The 18,452-nt window shown below is 66.2% G+C and carries 18 protein-coding genes; 5 read left to right on the top strand and 13 right to left on the bottom strand.

Annotated elements, in window-relative coordinates; translation table 11 throughout:
- The first annotated feature begins 127 nt into the window (after positions 1–127).
- Positions 128–1,093, top strand: a complete 966-nt coding sequence (locus B551_RS00265) for a LysR family transcriptional regulator (protein ID WP_006575561.1) — start codon at positions 128–130, stop codon at positions 1,091–1,093.
- Between the two features lie 167 nt (positions 1,094–1,260).
- Here the strand turns inward: B551_RS00265 and B551_RS00260 are convergent, their stop codons facing one another.
- The 6 genes from B551_RS00260 to B551_RS00235 all read right to left on the bottom strand — a co-directional run bounded on the left by B551_RS00260 (position 1,261) and on the right by B551_RS00235 (position 5,924).
- Positions 1,261–1,506 (bottom strand): type II toxin-antitoxin system Phd/YefM family antitoxin, encoded by a 246-nt coding sequence (locus B551_RS00260; RefSeq protein WP_006575560.1) that lies wholly within the window; start codon positions 1,504–1,506, stop codon positions 1,261–1,263.
- A gap of 152 nt (positions 1,507–1,658) precedes the next feature.
- Entirely contained in the window at positions 1,659–1,937 is a 279-nt protein-coding gene (locus tag B551_RS00255) for a DUF2795 domain-containing protein (protein ID WP_006575559.1), read from the bottom strand.
- Entirely contained in the window at positions 1,934–2,257 is a 324-nt protein-coding gene (locus B551_RS00250; RefSeq protein WP_006575558.1) for a hypothetical protein, read from the bottom strand. Before B551_RS00250 ends, B551_RS00255 begins: the two co-directional genes overlap by 4 nt.
- Positions 2,258–2,351: 94 nt before the next feature.
- Positions 2,352–3,101: a DUF892 family protein gene (locus B551_RS00245; protein ID WP_006575557.1), complete on the bottom strand. Its 750-nt coding sequence runs from the start codon at positions 3,099–3,101 to the stop codon at positions 2,352–2,354.
- 84 nt (positions 3,102–3,185) lie between these two features.
- Positions 3,186–4,361 carry a hypothetical protein gene (locus B551_RS00240; protein WP_006575556.1) on the bottom strand — a complete coding sequence of 392 codons (1,176 nt, stop codon included), beginning with the start codon at positions 4,359–4,361 and terminating at the stop codon, positions 3,186–3,188.
- A gap of 282 nt (positions 4,362–4,643) precedes the next feature.
- Complete coding sequence (locus B551_RS00235) at positions 4,644–5,924, bottom strand: M20/M25/M40 family metallo-hydrolase (RefSeq protein WP_023263270.1); 1,281 nt, start codon at positions 5,922–5,924, stop codon at positions 4,644–4,646.
- A 275-nt stretch (positions 5,925–6,199) separates the two neighbouring features.
- On the opposite strand from B551_RS00235, the gene B551_RS00230 reads away from it, so the two are divergent.
- Entirely contained in the window at positions 6,200–7,228 is a 1,029-nt protein-coding gene (locus B551_RS00230; protein WP_253281309.1) for a GlxA family transcriptional regulator, read from the top strand.
- A gap of 54 nt (positions 7,229–7,282) precedes the next feature.
- On the opposite strand, the gene B551_RS00225 is transcribed toward B551_RS00230, so the two are convergent.
- Positions 7,283–8,020: a BON domain-containing protein gene (locus B551_RS00225; RefSeq protein WP_006575553.1), complete on the bottom strand. Its 738-nt coding sequence runs from the start codon at positions 8,018–8,020 to the stop codon at positions 7,283–7,285.
- Between the two features lie 144 nt (positions 8,021–8,164).
- On the bottom strand, positions 8,165–8,590 hold the full coding sequence (locus B551_RS00220) for an OsmC family protein (RefSeq protein WP_006575552.1): 426 nt from the start codon (positions 8,588–8,590) through the stop codon (positions 8,165–8,167).
- Between the two features lie 206 nt (positions 8,591–8,796).
- Between B551_RS00220 and B551_RS00215 the strand changes: the two genes are divergently transcribed.
- Both B551_RS00215 and B551_RS00210 read left to right on the top strand, forming a co-directional pair.
- Entirely contained in the window at positions 8,797–9,720 is a 924-nt protein-coding gene (locus tag B551_RS00215) for a LysR family transcriptional regulator (RefSeq protein WP_006575551.1), read from the top strand.
- A 237-nt stretch (positions 9,721–9,957) separates the two neighbouring features.
- Entirely contained in the window at positions 9,958–11,046 is a 1,089-nt protein-coding gene (locus B551_RS00210; RefSeq protein WP_006575550.1) for a porin, read from the top strand.
- A 24-nt stretch (positions 11,047–11,070) separates the two neighbouring features.
- Here the strand turns inward: B551_RS00210 and B551_RS00205 are convergent, their stop codons facing one another.
- A complete protein-coding gene (locus B551_RS00205; RefSeq protein ID WP_052511221.1) occupies positions 11,071–11,991 on the bottom strand; it encodes a LysR substrate-binding domain-containing protein in 921 nt (306 codons plus the stop codon).
- 190 nt (positions 11,992–12,181) lie between these two features.
- Here B551_RS00205 and B551_RS25420 point away from each other — a divergent pair, with 190 nt between their 5' ends.
- Positions 12,182–12,511, top strand: coding sequence for a DUF2917 domain-containing protein (locus B551_RS25420; protein WP_172682419.1), 330 nt, complete (start codon positions 12,182–12,184; stop codon positions 12,509–12,511).
- Between the two features lie 280 nt (positions 12,512–12,791).
- Here B551_RS25420 and B551_RS00200 read toward each other — a convergent pair whose 3' ends face one another.
- The 4 genes from B551_RS00200 to B551_RS00185 all read right to left on the bottom strand — a co-directional run bounded on the left by B551_RS00200 (position 12,792) and on the right by B551_RS00185 (position 18,438).
- The gene (locus B551_RS00200) at positions 12,792–13,094 is read right to left on the bottom strand and encodes an H-NS family nucleoid-associated regulatory protein (RefSeq protein ID WP_006575547.1); all 303 of its coding nucleotides are present in this window, start codon (positions 13,092–13,094) and stop codon (positions 12,792–12,794) included.
- Between the two features lie 205 nt (positions 13,095–13,299).
- Positions 13,300–14,700 carry a dihydrolipoyl dehydrogenase gene (locus B551_RS00195; protein ID WP_006575546.1) on the bottom strand — a complete coding sequence of 467 codons (1,401 nt, stop codon included), beginning with the start codon at positions 14,698–14,700 and terminating at the stop codon, positions 13,300–13,302.
- A 150-nt stretch (positions 14,701–14,850) separates the two neighbouring features.
- On the bottom strand, positions 14,851–15,582 hold the full coding sequence (locus B551_RS00190; protein WP_006575545.1) for a glutathione peroxidase: 732 nt from the start codon (positions 15,580–15,582) through the stop codon (positions 14,851–14,853).
- Positions 15,583–15,726: 144 nt separating this feature from the next.
- Entirely contained in the window at positions 15,727–18,438 is a 2,712-nt protein-coding gene (locus B551_RS00185; protein WP_253281307.1) for a pitrilysin family protein, read from the bottom strand.
- Positions 18,439–18,452: the final 14 nt, after the last annotated feature.

Here is an 18,452-nt window from a genome sequence, read left to right as displayed (position 1 = left end):
CTCCACTGTTGCGGTTATGCCAATGAAAGACCCTACCGTGCATACGCCTCGCAGAGTGAGTAACATTCGCCCTCGCCAGCCGCGCGGCACTGTCCGCTCGCTATGGCTTTCTTATTGGACAGCCGCCATGGACCGCTTCGTCTCAATGCAAGCCTTTACCCGCGTCGTCGATGTCGGTAGTTTCGCGCGCGCGGCAGAATCGCTCGATTTGCCCAAGGCCACGCTGACGCGGCTGATCCAGAATCTGGAAACGCATCTGGGCGTCAAGCTGTTGCACCGGACCACGCGCCGGATCAGCGTGACGTCGGAAGGCGCCGCCTATTACGAACGGTGCGTCCGCATTCTGGCCGATGTCGACGAAGCCGAGCAATCGCTGACGCATCAGAACCAGACCCCGCGCGGCACGCTGCGGGTCGATACGGTCGGCGGGCTGGCGCGGCTGGCCTTGGTGCCCAATCTGCATGAGTTCTTCGCGCGCTATCCGGACCTGAAGGTCGAACTGACGATCAATGGCAAACCGATCGATCTGCTGAAGGAAGGCGTCGACGTGGTCATTCGGGTCGGCGATACCGTCGACGATACGATGGTGGCGCGCCGAATCGGCCAATTGCGCCTGGCTTTCTACGCCTCGCCTATTTATCTGAAGCAGCACGGCACGCCGACCACGCCGGATGAATTGATGCAGCATCGCGCGATCAATTACCTGTCGTCGCGCACCGGCCGCGAAATGCCATGGATCCTGACGCGCGGCGACGAACGCCATGAATTGCTGCTACCGTCGGCGATCTCGACCAACGATCCCGAGGTCTATATCGGCTGCGCGCTGGAAGGCCACGGTATCGCCGTCATCTCCCGTGTGATGGCCCAACCGTATCTGGAAAGCGGCCGACTCGTTGAAATCATGGGCGATTGGCAGGAAGAAGTCATGCCGATCTCGGCCATGTATCCGCAAAACCGGAACTTGTCGGCCAAGGTCCGCGTCTTCGTCGATTGGGCCGCCGAAATATTCGCGCGCGATCCGGAAATGGGCTATCGCTATTCGTTTCCCGGACCGCGGCCGGTAGTGGCGCCAGTGTTGGAGGCGGTGTCGTAAGGACCCGTCTGGGCTCTCTTCGGTCCAGTGTCACACGTGCCGCACCGGGCCGGGATAACGTGCGACCACTGGATCCGCGGTAATGAGGGCCATGTCTTCCACGATGGCTGGAAGACGTCCGGGCTTGATCAACGCCCACAGCAAGATATGCGTATCGAAAAGCAGCTTCATATCCGGCCAGTGAAGAGTACTTCGATTTCATCACTGCACAGCCGGTCGAAATCCTCGGGAACGTTGAACCGATCCTGCAGAATGCCGATCCGCTTTTCACCGGAGCGATGGATGGCCTGGACCGGAACGACCCTGACCATTGGCTTGCCGCCTTTCGCGATGACAAACGACTGCCCTTGCGCCGCCATCTCAACGAGATGCGGCAAGTCGGCGGAAGCTTCATCCAGGTTGATCGTGCGCATGCTGGCCCCTCCACGGTAGACGGGCCAATCTAGACAATCGATGAGCGCGCCGCAAGACCGCAGCGCGCTTTTGCGAAAAGTCGCAGCAGAAGGTGTACCTGAGCCTCACCTTCGCGCTCCACCGCCCATGCCGCGCGTCGAGCGCATCAGCTTCAATGCAGCTTGCCCAACTCCCGCGAGATCTCCGCCGGGGAATCGTAGTCGCGCTCGGGCAGTTGCTCCAGTTCGGCCATGACCTCTTCGCTGGCGCCGCCGTCGCGGGCGCGCGAGAGGATGTCGTCCTTGGTGGCGGGAAAATCGATGCCCTTCAGGGACTTCTGCACGTCGATCGGGCTCGGCTCCTCGCGTCCGCCTTCACCGCCCTTGCCACCCTGCGCGGCACCCTTGCCGCTCGATCCGCTCTTGCCTTGGTCGGTCTGCTTCTGGGTCATTGCATGCTCCTCTGGTTGCTATTGCCCGAGCCGGGGGCCCGGGCCGGGTCGGACGATGCCGCCGGCGTGTCGGCGCCGTCGAGCCGGATATCGATCAGCCGCCGGCCCTCGAGCAGGCAGGCCTCGATCGCGGTGGCCGCGTTGTCGAACGCCGTCTCGACATCGGAGGCGAAGGACGCGGGCAAGTCCTCCTGCGTCGTGGCCGCGCGCGCGCCGGCCGGCAGGATCTCGCCCTGGTAGCCGTAGCGCACGCCCGCGCTGGCGCCGACCGGCACCGCGTGCGCGGCGATCAGATGGTCGCGATAGAACATTTCCTTCATGCGCCCTCCTTCAGGCGGGCGGTGCCGCGGGTCCGCCGCGGCAACCGGCGCCGGTGCTGGTGCTGGTGCTGGTGCTGGTGCTGGTGCGCTCGTCTTACGTCGCTTCCGTGATGACTGCACGCTCCAGCCACTGCCGGATCGTGGCCATATGCTGCTCCTCCTCCGTCAGCGCCTGCTGGAACTTCTGTGCCATCTCGGTATGGCCGGTCTCGGTCGCAAGCTTGATCAGCAATTCCCAACCCGCGTTGTCGGTCATCTCCGCGGTCAGCAGCGCATTGAGGCATTGCGCGAAGTTCGTGCGCGGATCGGCGATGGTCTGCAGTACTCCCATGGCGGTGACGCCTGCCACGTCGGCGCAAGGCGTGACCGCAGTCGGGTCTGCGCCGATCGCCCGCATGGTCTCGTCGACCATCGCGAAGTGCTCAGCCTCTTCATCATGGAAATGCATCAGCGTGCCCAGCACGTCGGGATCGACCGCGCTGGTATCCATCTCCTTGCACTTGGCGATCATCAGCTCGTAGAGGCGCGTGCCGGTGCGTTCGAACGCCAGGCGCTCGCCGAGCTTGTCGATCAGCACCTCGGGACGATTGCCGGTCAGCTTGTCCATCGTCGTGCTCATCGCGCCCTTGAGCGTACCGGGCAGCGGCACCGAACCGACCGGGTCTGCCTCGTCGATATATTGGGCACGCACCTCGGCGGCCGGCTGCGATTCGGCCGGTACGTTCATGTCGTCGATCCCGCTGTCCGGCCCCATGTTCTCGGCATAACGCTCCATGGTCTCGGTGTCGATCGGCGACATCTGCGCGCCGGTGCGGTTGACGCCCATCTGGGTGGTCTGTTGCATGCGTTCTCTCCAGTTTCGGTTGTCCAGTTCGCTGGTCCAGCGAGATGGCTTCGTGGCGGCTTCGTAGCGGCTTCAGCGATCGCCTCAGGCGGCGGTGTGCATCCGCGCCAGTTCGGTGCCGGGCGTCCAGACATAGCCGGCGGAAACCAGCTGCGACGGCGAGCCGTCGGCATTCATCACGCGGCGGTATTCGATCGAGGCGGGGCTGTCCTTGTCGAGCGGCACGAAGTCCATGCCGTTGGCGCGCAGGTCGACCTCGTCCGCCAGCACCTTGCGCACGAAATCGCGTTGGCTGGCGAAGTCGATCGGCTTGGGCAGCGGTCCGGACAGGATCTCTGCGGGGTCACGATTCTCGTGGCGCTTGAGCATTTCGCAGGCGACATGCAGATGGCCCAGCTCGTAGTCGAGGAAGCGTTCCCAGATCGCCTTGATGCGCGGATTGCTCTCCTGCTGCACGCAGCTGTAGTAGTTGTAGGCCTCCATCGCTTCGTGGATCACCCACTTCTCGATCATGCTTTCATCGGGATCCATCAGCGAGCCGTACTGGGTCACGTGCTGTTCCTCGATCGATGCGATCTCGGCGTACAGCTGGCGCGCCAGCGGGTCGGAGAACAGCGGCCCGATGTTCATGTAGTAGTCGTGGGTCTGGTACTCGGCCGCGGTGATCATCGCGGCGTGGATCTTGGTGATCAGCGCGGCGTTGGCGCGGTCGTAGCTCTCGCGCACGTCGTCCTGCGGCGCGCGGTGTTCGACCCAGGTCGAGCGTCCCGGCACGATGTCGGTATGGCCCTGCGTGATCGCATTTGCGTCCTTGCCTTCGAGCCGGTCGAGCAGCGCGCTATAGCGGTACAGATGATCGAAGTCCTCAAGCAGGCCGAAGCGATAGGCCTGCGCCTGGTACGGATCGGGCTCGGTCTGCGCGACCGCCGCGGTGACCTCGATGGCCACTTGTTCATAGGCGATCGTCGTCTCCAGCGGGGAATGATCGGCGCCGATCAGCCAGTTGATCATCGTGGCCTGGTGATGCTCGACGCGGCGGATTTGCGCGAGCGGAATCCGCAATTCCCGATTGCAGCGCGACATGATGTGCTTGAGCCGCAGCGCATCGGATTCGATGCCATTCATCAGAATGATGCGGACGCGGGTGAATGCGTCATCGTCCAGCTTGCTGATCGGCGCCTGGACCAGGTCCTTCCAAGTGAAATGTTGCTGGCCCAGCGGGCAGCCCTTGGCATCCAGCAGATCGGTCAAGGTGTCCATGGAAACTCCGTTGTGGGGTGAGCGAAAGACGCCGTGCGGTGAGCCGCCGGCGACGCGTTTCTAGCTCTAGCAACGGGCGTGCCGATCCAATTCCGCGCCAGCACGCGCCCCACGTTGTGAATCCGACAGACAATCCCTGCACGCCTTGCAAAACTTGCGTTGGCGGGTTCTGTGGCATTGCGCAAGAAAAAATGCGCCCGCCGGTTATTGCCGGCGGGCGCATTGAAAAGATCGGAATGACGCGGGACTGGATTCAGATTGCCGCCAATTGAAAGCGCAGCGCTATTGCCTGCCGATTTCCTGCAGCATGCGCGTCATCAGATACAGCCGCGGCACGATCGAGTCGATCTCGATGTACTCGTCGCGCGCGTGATAGCCGAAGCCCGCCAGTCCAAAACTCTCGACCACCGCGGGCTTGCCCGACAGCGCGGCGTAGCCCGCGTCGGTGCCGCCGCCGGTTCCTTCCGCCAGCGCAAGCTGACGGCCGTCCAGTTCGGCGTAGATCTGCTGCGCCCGCTTGGCCAGCGCGCGGCCCTTTTCGTTGACGACGAAGGGCGGACGGCCCTCTTCCATCGACACCGTGGTGTGCGTATCGGGAACCAGCCGGCTCTCGGCGACCTTGCGCTCGAGCGCGGCCTTCAGCTTCTGCGGACCGTCCTTGACGGTGGTGCGCACGTCGGCTGTCGCCACCGCGACCTCGGGAATCTGGTTGCGCACGACGCCCGCCTGCGCGCCGGTCCAGTTCAGCTGCGTGCCGGGAACCGACTTGGCGATATCACGGGTCTGCTGCAACTGATGGGCGAGTTCGAGCAGTGCGTTGCGGCCGTGCTCGGGCGCGGCGCCGGCATGCGCGGCGCGTCCCTTGACCTCCATCGTCGCACTGGCGGTGCCGCTGGCGCCAAGCAGCAGCGCCTCGGCCTTGACCACGGCCTTGGCCGCGGTCGGCTCGCACGACAACACCACGTCGTGCTGCTCACCGAGCGCGGCGATCAGCTCGCCCGAGCCCTCCGAGCCGATTTCCTCGTCGGCGTTCAGCAGCACCGTGATGCGCGCGTAGTCACGCCAGCCGCTCGCCTGCAGGATTTCCAGCGCGTGCAGGATCACCGCGATGCCCCCCTTGTCGTCGGCGATGCCGGGCCCGTACAGCTTGTTGCCATCCTGGCGGATCGGCTGCGTGGCCAGCGTATTGGGCGGATAGATCGTGTCCATATGCGCGATCAGCATGATGCGCGCCTTGCCGTTGCCCGTCAGCGTGCCCTTGACGATCGGACTGTCCCCGCTTTTCGGCTTGACGCGCTCGGTGGTTGCGCCCAGCGCCGCCAGCCGCCTTTCGGCATACGCCGCCATCTGCGCCAATCCGGCCGCGTTGCGGCTGCCCGATTCGATCGACACCATCTCCTTCAGCGATTCGATCAGTTTCGGCTGCGCGGCGCGGGCCGCCTCGAGCAGCGTCGCATCGGGCGCGGCCTGGGCGGGGCCTGCGATGGTGGCAGCGCCGGCGGCGCAAGCGAACAGGGCTGCCGCGGCGAGGCGGCGTACGGCGGGTTGCAGGCGTGGCTGCATGAAGTCTCCTGAGGTGAAGGCCCGGTTAGCGAATGTTGTTGGCGGCAAGGGGCCGCGTTGTGCGGGGAGTCAATCCGGGATGCTAGGGCTTGTCCGCCGCATCGGGGAGGACCAATATCGCCATTTCCGATGTCGATCCCGCCATGCCAGCGCCTCCACCGCCCTGCCCCGACGACGACGCGTCTGCGCCGAATTTCCCCGAACTGGGCCCGCTACCGGCGACGGACCGCCCGGCGCCGGCATTGCATGTGCGGCTGCTGTGGCTGCCCCATGCCATGCCGGGCTCGCTGTTCGCCGCGCTCGACGTCCTGCGCACGGCCAGCGGCATCGCGCAATTGCAGCGCCCGGGACGCGAGTGCGGGCTCAGCTGGCAGGTCATCGGCGAAACGGGACGGGCCTTGCCGATGCCGGTACCGGGCCTGGTCCGCTCACGCCGCCGCTCGCGCGCAGCCAAGCGCGGCCGCAAACAGGGCGAAACCCGTTCACTGCTGGTGATCCCGGGCGTGATGGCGCGCAACGCGCCGCATCTCGGCGAATTGTTCGAACAGCAACGCGCGGTGCTCAAGCTGGTGGAGCGGCATGCGCAGGCGGGCGGCTGGATCGCGGCGTCGTTCAACGGCATCGCCTATGCCGCCGAACTGGGACTGCTCGACGGCGCCCGCATCGGCGCACCGTGGCTTTACCAGAGCTGGATGGCGCGCCGCTACCGGCTGTGCGACTTCACCCACGACGAACCGATGGGCGTGCACGGCCGCGTCTTCCACAGCGTGGCGCCGGCCCTGCAGACCGAATTCATGCTGCGCGTGCTCGGCCATCTGCACGATCCCGACCTGGCCCAGGCCAGTGCCCGCGTGCTGCTGCTGCAGGCTGAACGCCAGCTGCTGACGCCGGCCCTGACGGCGCAGCGCTGGCTCACCCCGACCGCCGACAGCCCGGTATTCCGCGCCAGGCGCTGGCTGCGGGACCATATCGGCGCGCCATACCGGTTGGCCGAGGTGGCGGGCGCGGCCGCGGTCAGCGAGCGGACCTTGCTGCGGCATTTCCGCCAGGTTACCGGCATGACGCCGCTGGCCTACCTGCATGCGCTGCGAATCGAGCGGGCGAAGACACTGCTGGAGGTCTCGCTGCACGGCACGCAGGCGATCGCCGAAGCGTGCGGCTACAGCGATGCAGCGACCTTCCGGCGGCTGTTCCAGCGCGCGACCGGGATGTCGATGTCGGACTATCGCGCCCGCTATGCGCTGCGGGCGCGGCGCCGTTACTGGCGCGTGGAGGACGGGCTGCGCGAAGGGACCGCGGCCTGAGGATAGGCCGGGCCCATGGCAGCGCCAAACCCTGGCGTAACGCTCGCCGCGCCCTCAGACGGCATCTGGCCGGCGTTCGATCCGGTTGATGACGTCCTCGACGCCGTGCAGGTACCAGGCATCGCGTTCGGCCTGGCGGCGTGCGCCCTCGCCCGCATAGCCCTCCAGCGTGACCACGCGGTTCTCGGTGCGAATGGCGATCTGGTCCGCATTGACCAGCGGATCCGACTCGAGCACCAGGCGCAGCGCCTCGGTGATCTCCTCGTCGTTGTCGCGTTCCGCCGGCGCGATCTCGAGTTCATTGACCACGCACTGGCAGCCGGGGGACCACCAGGCGAGCACGCCGGCGAGCCGCATATGGGACAGGCTGATCACCTGTCCGCGCAAGGTCACGATGCCATCGACCGTATTGACCTCGATCCAGCCGCTGCGCTCGCCGACCGCCTCGCGCAGCGTTTCCAGCCGGCCCTTGGCATGCACGCAGATCTTGCAACTGCGGAAATCCACGGCCTGCAGCAGCCGCTCGCAGACCGCGTTGCGCAGTTCGCCATCGCCGGCGGGCGCCGCGCCGTTGGCCACGCGCAGATGGTCGATCACGCACGATACGCCGTCGATCTTGCGCATCCGGGCCGCGGCCCGGGTCTTGGCGACGATATCCGGGACGTCGCCCTCGAGAATCAGTGCGCCGTCGGACAGGCGCAAATTGATGGTGGGATGGAGATGCTGGCCGTGGAACGGCAGATTGGCCAGCGCCGCGCGGGCCTGCGTGAGCACCGCTTCGCTGCTCTGCATGATGTTGCCTCCTGAGGTGGCGGGCAGCAGCGCCGGATGGCGGGGCGCTGCGCCCTGTCCATTATAGAAAGCGCGTTGCGCGCCCGGTTCCCGGGAAATCTCGCCGCCGTGCCGCCTGGGCGCGGCACGGCGGCGGGCGGGTACTCAGGCATTCAGGGTGGCATTCATCGTGATCGGTGCCTTCATCAGCTTGGACACCGGGCAGTTCTCCTTGGCGGTCTGCGCGCACTTGTCGAAGGCGGCCTGGTCCGCGCCGGGGATACGCACCGCCACGTCCAGATGGATGGCCGTGATACTGAAGCCGCCGCCCTCCTTTTCCAGCGTGACGGTGGCCTTGGTGTCGATGCTGTCCGGCACCATGCCCGCCTCGCCGAGAATCAGCGACAGGGCCATCGAAAAGCAGCCGGCATGGGCAGCCCCGATCAGCTCCTCCGGATTGGTGCCGGGGCCGCCCTCGAAGCGTGCCTTGAAGCCGTATGGCGCATCCTTGAGCACGCCGCTCTGGGTCGAAATCGTGCCGCCGCCGTCCTTGATGCCGCCTTGCCACCTTGCCGATCCAATCTTCTGCATAGCCATGCGCTCCGTCAGTGTTGTTACGAGACACGGGCCGCCCCGCATACGATCGGACCGACCCAACCACGTCCCACAATAGGATGCGAACGGAAGATCGGCCAGCGCAGGGCGGCCACGCCCGTGTTGTCTCCAGGGCTTCGAGACCGCGCACGATCCTTGCTTGCCAGTGATCGTTCCGATTCCTGCCGCGCGCCCCCGAGCCGATGCTCCACCCTCCCCGCGTCTATCTGTATCTCGACACCGTGGCCCGCTGCGGCTCGATCCGCAAGGCGGCCGAACAGCTGCATGTCGCGTCGACCGCGCTGAACCGCAAGATTCTCGAGGTGGAACAGCAGATCGGCACGCCGCTGTTCGAACGGCTGCCGCGCGGCGTGCGGCTGACGTCGGCCGGCGAAGTGCTGGTGGCCACCATCCGGCGCAGCCTGGCCGACCTGGACGCGGCGGCGGCACAGATGGCACAGCTGCGCGGCTTGGTGCGCGGCTCGGTGCGGATCGCCTCGGCGGAGTCGGTGGCGACCGATTTCCTGCCCGGCGCGATCGGCCGCTATCAGACACGCCATCGCGGCGTGCAATTCCATGTGCAGATCGGCGGGACCGATGCGCTGATGCAAGCGCTGAAGCAGGACGAAGCGGACCTGCTGCTGGCGCACGATCCCCCTGCCAGTCCGCTGCTGCAGGAGCTCGCGGCCGCGCCACAGCCGTTCTGCGCGATGATGCGGCCCGACCATCCGCTTGCCGCACGGCGCACGCTGCGGCTGGCCGACTGCGCGGCCTTCCCGGTGGCCCTCGGCCCGGCCACCTTTGCCAGCCGCGGTCTGATCGAGGCGATCGCCGCGCGCAATCGGCTGCATCTGTCGGTGATGCTCGAGGCGACCACGGTCGAGACGCTGAAGGGTTTCGTCCGGCAGACCGATGCGATCTGCTTCCAGTTCCATGCCGGCACGCTGCGCGAAACGCGCCAGGGCACGCTGACCGCGGTGCCGCTCGACGATCCCGAGCTGGCGCTGGGCCGGCTGGTGCTGGCCGCTCGCAAGGGCCGCGCGCTGCCGCCCTCTGCCGCCGCATTCGCCGAGCATCTGAAGACCGCCATCGGCGGCCTGCACGCGCCGCTGACGTTGGCCGCATAACGGGCGCGACGCCGTCCCCGCCATCTCGTCCGGGACTCTGCACGGCTCGTTCCGCCACCGCACACATTTTGTGCTCGCGTCGCACGAAAAATGATGGTGGTCGGTCCCGCCCGATTTCCGCACACTGCTCCGAACACCCCGGTAAATCGGCCGAGCCAGCCGAGCGGGGACATCACGACAACGACGCCTCGATAGAAGGCAGCACGAGAGAAATCAGGGTCAACGATGGAGGTTCGCATGACAACGACGATATTCCGGCCGGCGCGCGCGCTGTCGGCCGCGATGGTGGCCGCCGTGGCGGCATTGGCGAGCGGGGGCGTGCTGGCGCAGTCCAGCGTGACGCTGTACGGGCAGATCGACACCTACGTCGGCAGCAACAAGGCGGTCGGCGGCGATCGCGCCTATGTGCTCGGTGCCGGCGGCATGCAGACGTCGTATTGGGGCATCAAGGGCACCGAGGATCTGGGCAACGGCCTGAAGGCGATCTTCGATCTGAATGGCTTCTATCGGGCCGACGGCGGCCGCGCGGGCCGGTTCGATGCCGACGGCATGTTCACGCGCAGCGCCTACGTCGGGCTGCAGAGCGAGTCAGCCGGCACCGTCCGGCTCGGCCGAAATACCACGCCGTATTTCCTGTCGACGATCCTGTTCAATCCGCTGGTCGATTCGTACCACTTCTCGCCGACCATCTTCCACACCTATGTCAGCAGCAATGGCGGCACGGTCTACGATCCGGGCATCATTGGCGATTCCGGGTGGAGCAATTCGCTGGTCTATTCGTCGCCGAAGTTCGGCGGGCTCAGCTTCAATGCGATCTATGCGTTCGGCGAGCAGGCTGGCGACAATGGCAAGAACAAGTGGGGCGGCAACGTGCTGTATTTCAACGGGCCGTTTGCCGCGACGGTCGCGTTCCAGCAGGTCAAGTTCAACAACACGCCGGGAGACGTGACCTCGCCCGCCGCGATGGTCGGCTTTCGCAAGCAGAACGCCGTGCAGGCCGGCCTCAGCTACGACTTCAAGGTGGTCAAGCTGTTTGCGCAGGGCCAGCACATCCGATCGGATATCGACGGCGCGACCGGCGACATCAAGCACAGCAACGGACAGATCGGCGCGTCGGTGCCGATCGGCGCCGGCAGCCTGCTGCTGTCGTATGCCTACGGCAAGGTCAAGAACGACGTCGCCGATATCGAGCGCAATACGGCGGCGGTGGCCTACGACTACAACCTGTCCAAGCGCACCGATGTCTATGTCGCCTATTACTACGACAAGGTCGGCGGCCTGTCCCACGGCAACAACTACGGGGTGGGTGTGCGCCACCGCTTCTGATGGCGTGGGCCGCGGCGTCTCCGGTCAGCCGGTGACGTCGCGCGTCAGTTCGCGCGTCAACCAGGCCTCGAAGCGGTGCACCGCGGGCCGTGCCTGTGCATGGTCCGCAAGCACGATCTGGTACTCCATGCCGTTCATCCCGGCCTCCGGCAGTACCACTTGCAGCTCGCCGCGAGCCAGCAGGGGCAGGATCAGCGGTGTGCGCCCGATCGCAATGCCCGCCCCTTCCGCGGCCGCGGCGACGACGTGCTCGTAGCGCGAGAAATACAGGCAGGGCTGACTGGCGGCGGCCGTCAGCCCCAGCCGCCGATACCACTCGCCCCAGGACATCCAGCCGAAGCGGGCATTGGGATCGTGATAGACCAGCAGCGTCGCGCCGCGAATATCGCCGGCGCAATGGATGCGGGCGGCGACCGGTGGCGCGGCAACCAGCATCAAGCGCTCGCGCAGCAGCGCGGCGGCGGCCTGTCCCGGCGAGCGCAGCCGGATAGCCAGATCAAAACCGTCCCGGTCCAGATTGGCGACCGCCTCCGAGGCGTCCACACGCACGTCGACATCAGGCGCCTCCGCCTGAAACCGCGCCAGGCGCGGCACCAGCCATAGCGTGGCGAACGACGGCGTGGTGGTCACCGAGATCGCGCTGCGCTCCGGCGCGATCAGGCGTTCGACCGTGCCGGCCAGCCGTTCGATCGCCTCGCGGGCGGCCTGCTGCAGCAGACGGCCCTCGGGCGTCAACGACAACCCCTTGGCCCCGCGCAGGAACAGCGGCACGCCCAGCCCGTCCTCCAGGCTCTTGATCTGCTTGCTGATGGCCGACTGCGTCAGGCACAGCTCGTCGGCCGCTGCGGTAAAGCTCAAATGACGGGCCGCGCTGTCAAATCCGCGCAGCGCGTCGAGGGACATGGCGCGCAAGGCCTGGGAAGCGGCCGGACTGATCTTCGTCATGGCTGGTTGATGCGGATATGCGCAGTCATGGTAGCGCTGGGTCGTCATTGGCGCCGCATTGGCGCCGGTCATTGGCGCCGGTCATGATGCGCCGGAATGCCGGGGATGACGAAACATCCGGCCAGGCTATCGGACGCGCGACCACAATGACATGGCGCCCCACCGCTACTGGGCACGCACGGAGATCGCCATGCATGCATTCGCCGGACCCGACGGCATTGTCCGAATTGACCCGATCGGTCGTATTGGCCGCGTTGACAGAATCGGCGCCGAACCGCTTCGGCTGGTGATCGGCCAAGGATACACCGTGCTTTGCCTGCAAGGGTCGGTATGGTTGACCTGCGAATCGGACGATCGCACGGAAGCGGCGCGGGATATCGTATTGGCGCGAGGCGAGCGTTTCGATGCGCCGCGCACCGTTACCGTTATCGTTTCGGCAATTCGGCGGCGGCCGGCCCGTATTGCGTTGACCCGTCGCAATACGGAGGATCGGCTCGATTGTAAGAAGAGACTTAATTAAGCGCCGTCAATGGCTTGCGCATTGTCTTGTCGCAATGTCTTGTCGCAATGTCTTGCTGCAAGCAGGCTTGGCGGAACCGGTTCAAAAAACGGGAATTCCCGCAAAAAACGGACGGGTATGCTGCGCCCCCGGGACCGGCTATCGCACAGAATCATGCGGGGGCACGGCGGCAAACCGCGTCAATCGCGTCCCCTGGCAGGACATCGCTCGCGCCGGATATTGCCATTCGGCGCATTACCGTTGGTGAATTGCAATCACGCACGGTCTTGCACGCACAACCTTACTCGGTGATCAGGAAACGATCCCGATTCTTGCCCAGCCATGCCGGTGCGCGGCCGCGGCCGGACCAGGTCTTGCCGGTCTTCGGATCGCGATATTTGGCCGGGGCCGGCGTGCCGGAGCGGGCTGCCGACTTGCGAGGACGGCCACGGCGGCGCGGCGCGAGATCCTCTGCCGTCAAACCGTAATCCTCCATCAGCTGCTGGATCTGCGCGATCACCGTCGCCACTTCGGTTTGCCTGGCTTCCTCAAGTTGCGCTTCGAGTTTTTCCTTTTCTGCCAGCAATTGTTTGTAAGTCGCCATCGTCATTCCTTGCCAGTTGTAGGGTGCCGTTATGCTAGCTCACGGTTATGTTCGCGTCACCATAAAAAATGTAATCCAATAAGACAGAATCACAATATTCGGCAATTACATAATAATTCGCACCCCCGCGATGTCGAGGCGGGGATGCGCGGCAGCACGCATAACGGCAATGGAAGGAATGCCGCCACGGCGGCATTTACCCGGCTCAGGCACGCAGTTTGGCTTGTGCATCGCGCAACGCGGTGCGCAGGCCCTCTTCGATCACGGGGTGATAGAACGGCATCGCCAGCATCTGATCGATCGTCAATTGCTGTTGATATGCCCATGCCAGCAGATGCGCGATATGTTCGGCGCGCGGGCCCATCCATTCGGCACCGAGGAAACGGCCGCTGGCCTTGTCGGCATAGACATGCATCAGCCCGCGATTCTTCAGCATCACGCGGCTGCGCCCCTGGTCCTCGAAGCTGACCTCGCCGGTGACAAAGCTGTCGGCCGGCAGGTCGGCGTAGCGCTGGCCGACCATCGCCAGTTGCGGGTCCGAGAACACCACCGCGATCGGCGCGCGGCGCGGCACCGGGGAAACCCGCGGCCAGCTGGCGGCGTTTTCGCCGGCGCTCTTGCCCTCGTCGGCGGCCTCGTGCAGCAGCGGGAGCACGTCGTTGGCGTCGCCGGCGATGAAGATCGGGGCCGAGCCGCATTGCAGCGTGGCCGGATCGAATACAGGCACGCCGCGGGCGTCGAGCTCCAGGCCGGTGTTTTCCAGGCCGAGATTGCGGACATTCGGCTGGCGGCCGGTGGCGGCCAGCACGTAGTCGAAGCGCTCGGTGACCGCATTGCCGTCGCGATCGATGAACGAGATCACCGCCTCGTCGCCTTCGCGCGCCATGTCCGTGACGTTGGCATCGGGGTCCAGATAGAAGTCCTGCTGGAAGGCCTGGGCGGCGTAGGCGCGAATCGCCGGGTCGGTCAACGGACCGACGCCGCCGCGCACGCCGAACACGCGCACCTGCACGCCCAGACGCGACAGCGCCTGCCCCAGTTCAAGGCCGATCACGCCGGGACCGAACACCGCCACGCGGCGCGGCAGATCCTGCCAGTCAAAGACGTCGTCGTTGACTACCAGCCGGTCACCGAACACGCGGAACGGCGCTGGCACGGCCGGGCTCGAGCCGGTGGCGATCACCACGCGGCTCGCGCGGACCACGGTGCCGCTGGCATCGTCGCCAACCTGCAGCACCGTGTTGTCGATGAAGCGGGCATAGCCGCGCAGGCGGTCCTGCTCCGGAATATTGTCGACGCCGCGCACGACGAAGCCGACGAAGCGATCGCGTTCGCGCCGCACCCGGTCCATCACCTCGCGGCCGTCGATGCGGATCTGCCCATCGACATGGACGCCGAACGGCGCGGTATGGCGCAGCTCTTGCGCGGCCTCGGCCGCCGCGATCAGCAGCTTCGACGGCATGCAACCAACGCGGGCGCAGGTGGTGCCGTATTCCCCGCCCTCGATGATCACGGCGCGCTTGCCGGCGGCCCTGGCGGCGCGATACGCGGCGAGGCCGGCGGTGCCTGCGCCGATCACGGCGATGTCGGTGTCGATGGTTTGCATGGCGAAATTCCTGTTCGGAGAGACGTTCGTTGTATTCGGGGCGGTTCAATCCACGGACCCGATGGCGGCACGCCGCCATCGGGTCCGGCGACTGCCGGACCGCGCCACGGAAAATTCAGTGGAATCGGGGAAAAGAGGCGCTGCGGAAGATCAAGCAGCCAGATACTGCTCGACCTGCTCGGCGCCGCCGATCAGCTTGCCGTTGATGAACACCTGGGGAGCGGTCATCGTGCCGGACACCGCGCCGAGCACCTTGCCGCGGATCTTGTGTTCCAGCGGCACGTCGATGTACTGGTAGCCGTTGTCCGCCAGCAGCTGCTTGGCCTTGGCGCAGAACGGGCAGCCTTCCTTCGAGAACACCACGACCTGGTCAGGCTTCTTGGCGTTCGGGGCGACGTAGGCCAGCATCGTGTCGGCGTCGGAGACCTTGAACGGGTCGCCCGGTTCTTCCGGCTCGATGAACATCTTGTTGACCACGCCGTTCTTGACCAGCATCGAATAGCGCCAGCTGCGCTTGCCGAAGCCGAGGTCGGTCTTGTCCACCAGCATGCCCATGCCGTCGGTGAATTCGCCGTTGCCGTCGGGGATCATCACGATGTTCTCGGATTCCTGGTCCTTGGCCCACTCGTTCATCACGAAGGTGTCATTGACCGAGACGCACAGGATCGCGTCGACGCCGTGCTTGGCGAAGACGGGCGCCAGCTCGTTGTAGCGCGGCAGGTGGGTCGACGAACAGGTCGGGGTGAATGCGCCGGGCAGCGAGAAGACCACGACGGTCTTGTTGTCGAACAGCTCCGCGGTGCTCAGGTTCTTCCATTCATTGTTCTCGCGGACGCGGAACGTGACGTTGGGGACGCGTTGGCCTTCACGGGATTGCAGCATTGGGATCGCTCCTTGGTTGGATGGTCAGTGTCAGGGTTCAGATTCTTGTGCTGCGTGCTTTGTGTTTCGCAGCGAAGGCCCCATTCTGGCGATGCCCCCTCGATTTGTACAATTTATCGTTTAAACCGCCGTCATTAGGTAAAGCTATAGACCCCCCTCCGGCGAGGCCGCGACTTTGCCCGGGTCCTCGGCCCCGCGGGCGTCCGGCCAGGCGCCGGCATAGACCTCGACAAAGCGGTCCGGGTCCAGATACCGCCGGATCGCCGCATTGACCTGCTCGACCGTGGCCTGCTCGATGCGGGCCTCCAGTTGCTCCGTAAACGCCATGGTCTGGCCGACAAACAATTGATAGGCCAGCATCGAGGCCAACGCCTCGTCGCGGCTGCGGGTGACCAGCCCCTGTTGCCGCAGCCCACTCTTGGCCTCGGCCAGTTCGTCCCCGGTCACGCCTTCGCGCAGGAATCGCCGCAATTCGCGCTGCACGCCAGCCTTCAGCCGCGGCAGGTTCTGCGGCGCGAAGGATGCCTGGATGCCGAAACGCCCCGCGGTGTCGAGTGCGCCGATCCGCAGATAGCTGGTGGCGCCGTAGCTGATGCCCTCCTGCTGGCGCAGGCGATCGGCCAGCCGGCTCTTCATCGAGCTGCCGCCGAAGATCCGGTTGGCGATCGCCAGCGCCGCATAGTCGGGATGGTCCATCGTCATGCCGATCGGCAGCGCCGCGATGAAGCTGGCGTTGGCCTTGTGCGGCGTCGGCACGGCCAGGCTCGCCGGATGCAGCGGCACGAAATCGCGCTCCACACGCGCGAACGGCATCGGCGCATTCCAGTCGCCGAACAGGACCTCCACCTGCTGCCGCACGGCCGCGGCATCGAAGTCGCCGACCAGCGCGAACTGCGCATGGCTGGCGCCGTAAAAACGCCGATGGAAGTCCCGCACCTGCTCGAGCCGGACCGCGCGCAATTCGGCAATCGATTCCTCCAGCGTGGGCACATAGCGCGGATCGCCCTTCGGATAGGGATTGCCGTGCCGCCCCAGCACGACCGGGGCCAGGGCTTCGGGCTGCCGTACCTGGCTCTGGATGCCGGCGATCGTGCTGGCGCGCAGCACCTCGAATTCCGCCAGCGGCAGGCTCGGTTCGCGCAGCACGTCGCGCAGCAGCGTCAGGACCTGCGACAGGTGCTCGCGCGGCGCCTGGAAGCCGACGGTCACGCGTTCGGCATCGCCGGAGACGCCGACCGTCGCCCTCAGCGCCTCGAACGCATCGATCAGCTGCTGGCGATCGCGCCCGCCGGCGCCGCGCATCAGCATGCCGGCGGTGAGCGTGCCCACGGCGTCCAGCCCGCGCAGGCTCTGCACATCGCCCATGCGCAGCACCAGTTGGCCCTGCACACGCTGCCCCCGCGCGGGCTTGGGCAACATCGCCATCGCCATGCCGTTCGGCAGCGTGGCGCGCACCGTATGCGCCTCGATATTGGCGGGCGTGGGAGCGAACGGCGCGACCGGGGCCGCGCCGGGCTTGCCCCGATAGTCGCGCGTCAGCTCGGCGAGGTCGGGCGCCGGCGGAATCGCCACGTAGCCGGGCACATCGACGGGAATGAACTGGCCCAGCGTGCGGTTGGCGCGCTGCAGATAGTGGCGTGCCACGCGGTTGACGTCGTCGAGCGTCACGCGCTCGATCTGATCGCGGGCAATCAGCATCAGCCGCCAATCGCCCTTGGCAATGGCCTCCGACAGCGCCACGCCGTAGCTGGCCGGATCGTTCAGCATCCGTTCGTAGCCATTGCGCGCACGCCGCTGCGCGCGGTCGAGCTCCTCTTGCGTGATCGGCCGCGCGGCGATGCCTTCGACCAGCTCCAGCAGCCCGCTGCGCGCCGGCTCCAGCGGCTGCGCCTTGCCGACCTGCGCCAGGAACACCACGCTGCCCGGCTGCTTCAACGCCCGCACAAAGCCAGTCTGCGACGCCGCCTTCTTCTGCTCGACCAGTCCGTGGTACAGGCGTCCTCCGGGAATCGCGGTCAGGATATCGACCAGCAGCGTCATCGCGGCGGTATCCGGATGCGCGCCCGGGCCGATGTGATATTGCGCGGCCACGACCTGGATATCGCCGGGCCGCTGCAGCAGGATCTCGCGCGGCCCTTCCTGCGGCGGCTCGACGGTGTACTGCTCCGCCAGCACACGGGCGGGCCGGGGAATCGCGCCGAAATAGCGGCTCACGCTGGCCAGCGCGCGCTGCGGATCGAATTGCCCGGTGATCACCAGCACCGCATTGTCGGGCTGGTAGTAGCGGCGATAGAAGGCCTGCAGCGCGTCGATGCCGACGTGTTCGATATCGCTGCGCGCGCCGATCGGCGCCTTGCCGTAGTTGTGCCAGTGATAGGCGCTGGCGGCCAGCTGCCGCAGCAGCACCCCGGTCGGGCTGTTCTCGCCGCGCTCCAGCTCGTTGCGCACCACCGTCATCTCGCTGTCGAGCGCGCTGCGCGAGATCGTGCTGTTGACCATCCGGTCCGCCTCCATCCGCAGCAGCCAGTCCAGGTTTTCCTCGCTGGCCGCGAAGGTGGCGAAGTAGTTGGTCCGATCGTACGCGGTGGTGCCATTGAATTGCATGCCCCGGCTGGCCATCTGCCGGCCGGTCGCGCCGTCGGGCAGGCTCGGCGTGCCCTTGAACAGCAGGTGCTCGAGCAGGTGCGCCATGCCGCTTTCGCCGTAGCTCTCGTGCCGGCTCCCGACCAGATAGGTGATATTGACCGTGGTGGTCGGCTGCGCCGCGTCGGGAGCGAGCAGTACGCGCAACCCGTTGGGCAGGCGGTACTCGGTGATGCCTTCCGCGGTGGCGACCGGCGTGGGCTGGGCCGGCATGGACGGCACCACGG

This window comes from Cupriavidus sp. HPC(L), assembly GCF_000307735.3.
GTDB lineage: Bacteria > Pseudomonadota > Gammaproteobacteria > Burkholderiales > Burkholderiaceae > Cupriavidus.
Note: the sequence above shows the minus strand (reverse complement) of the source record. Positions and strands in the feature narration are given on the sequence as shown.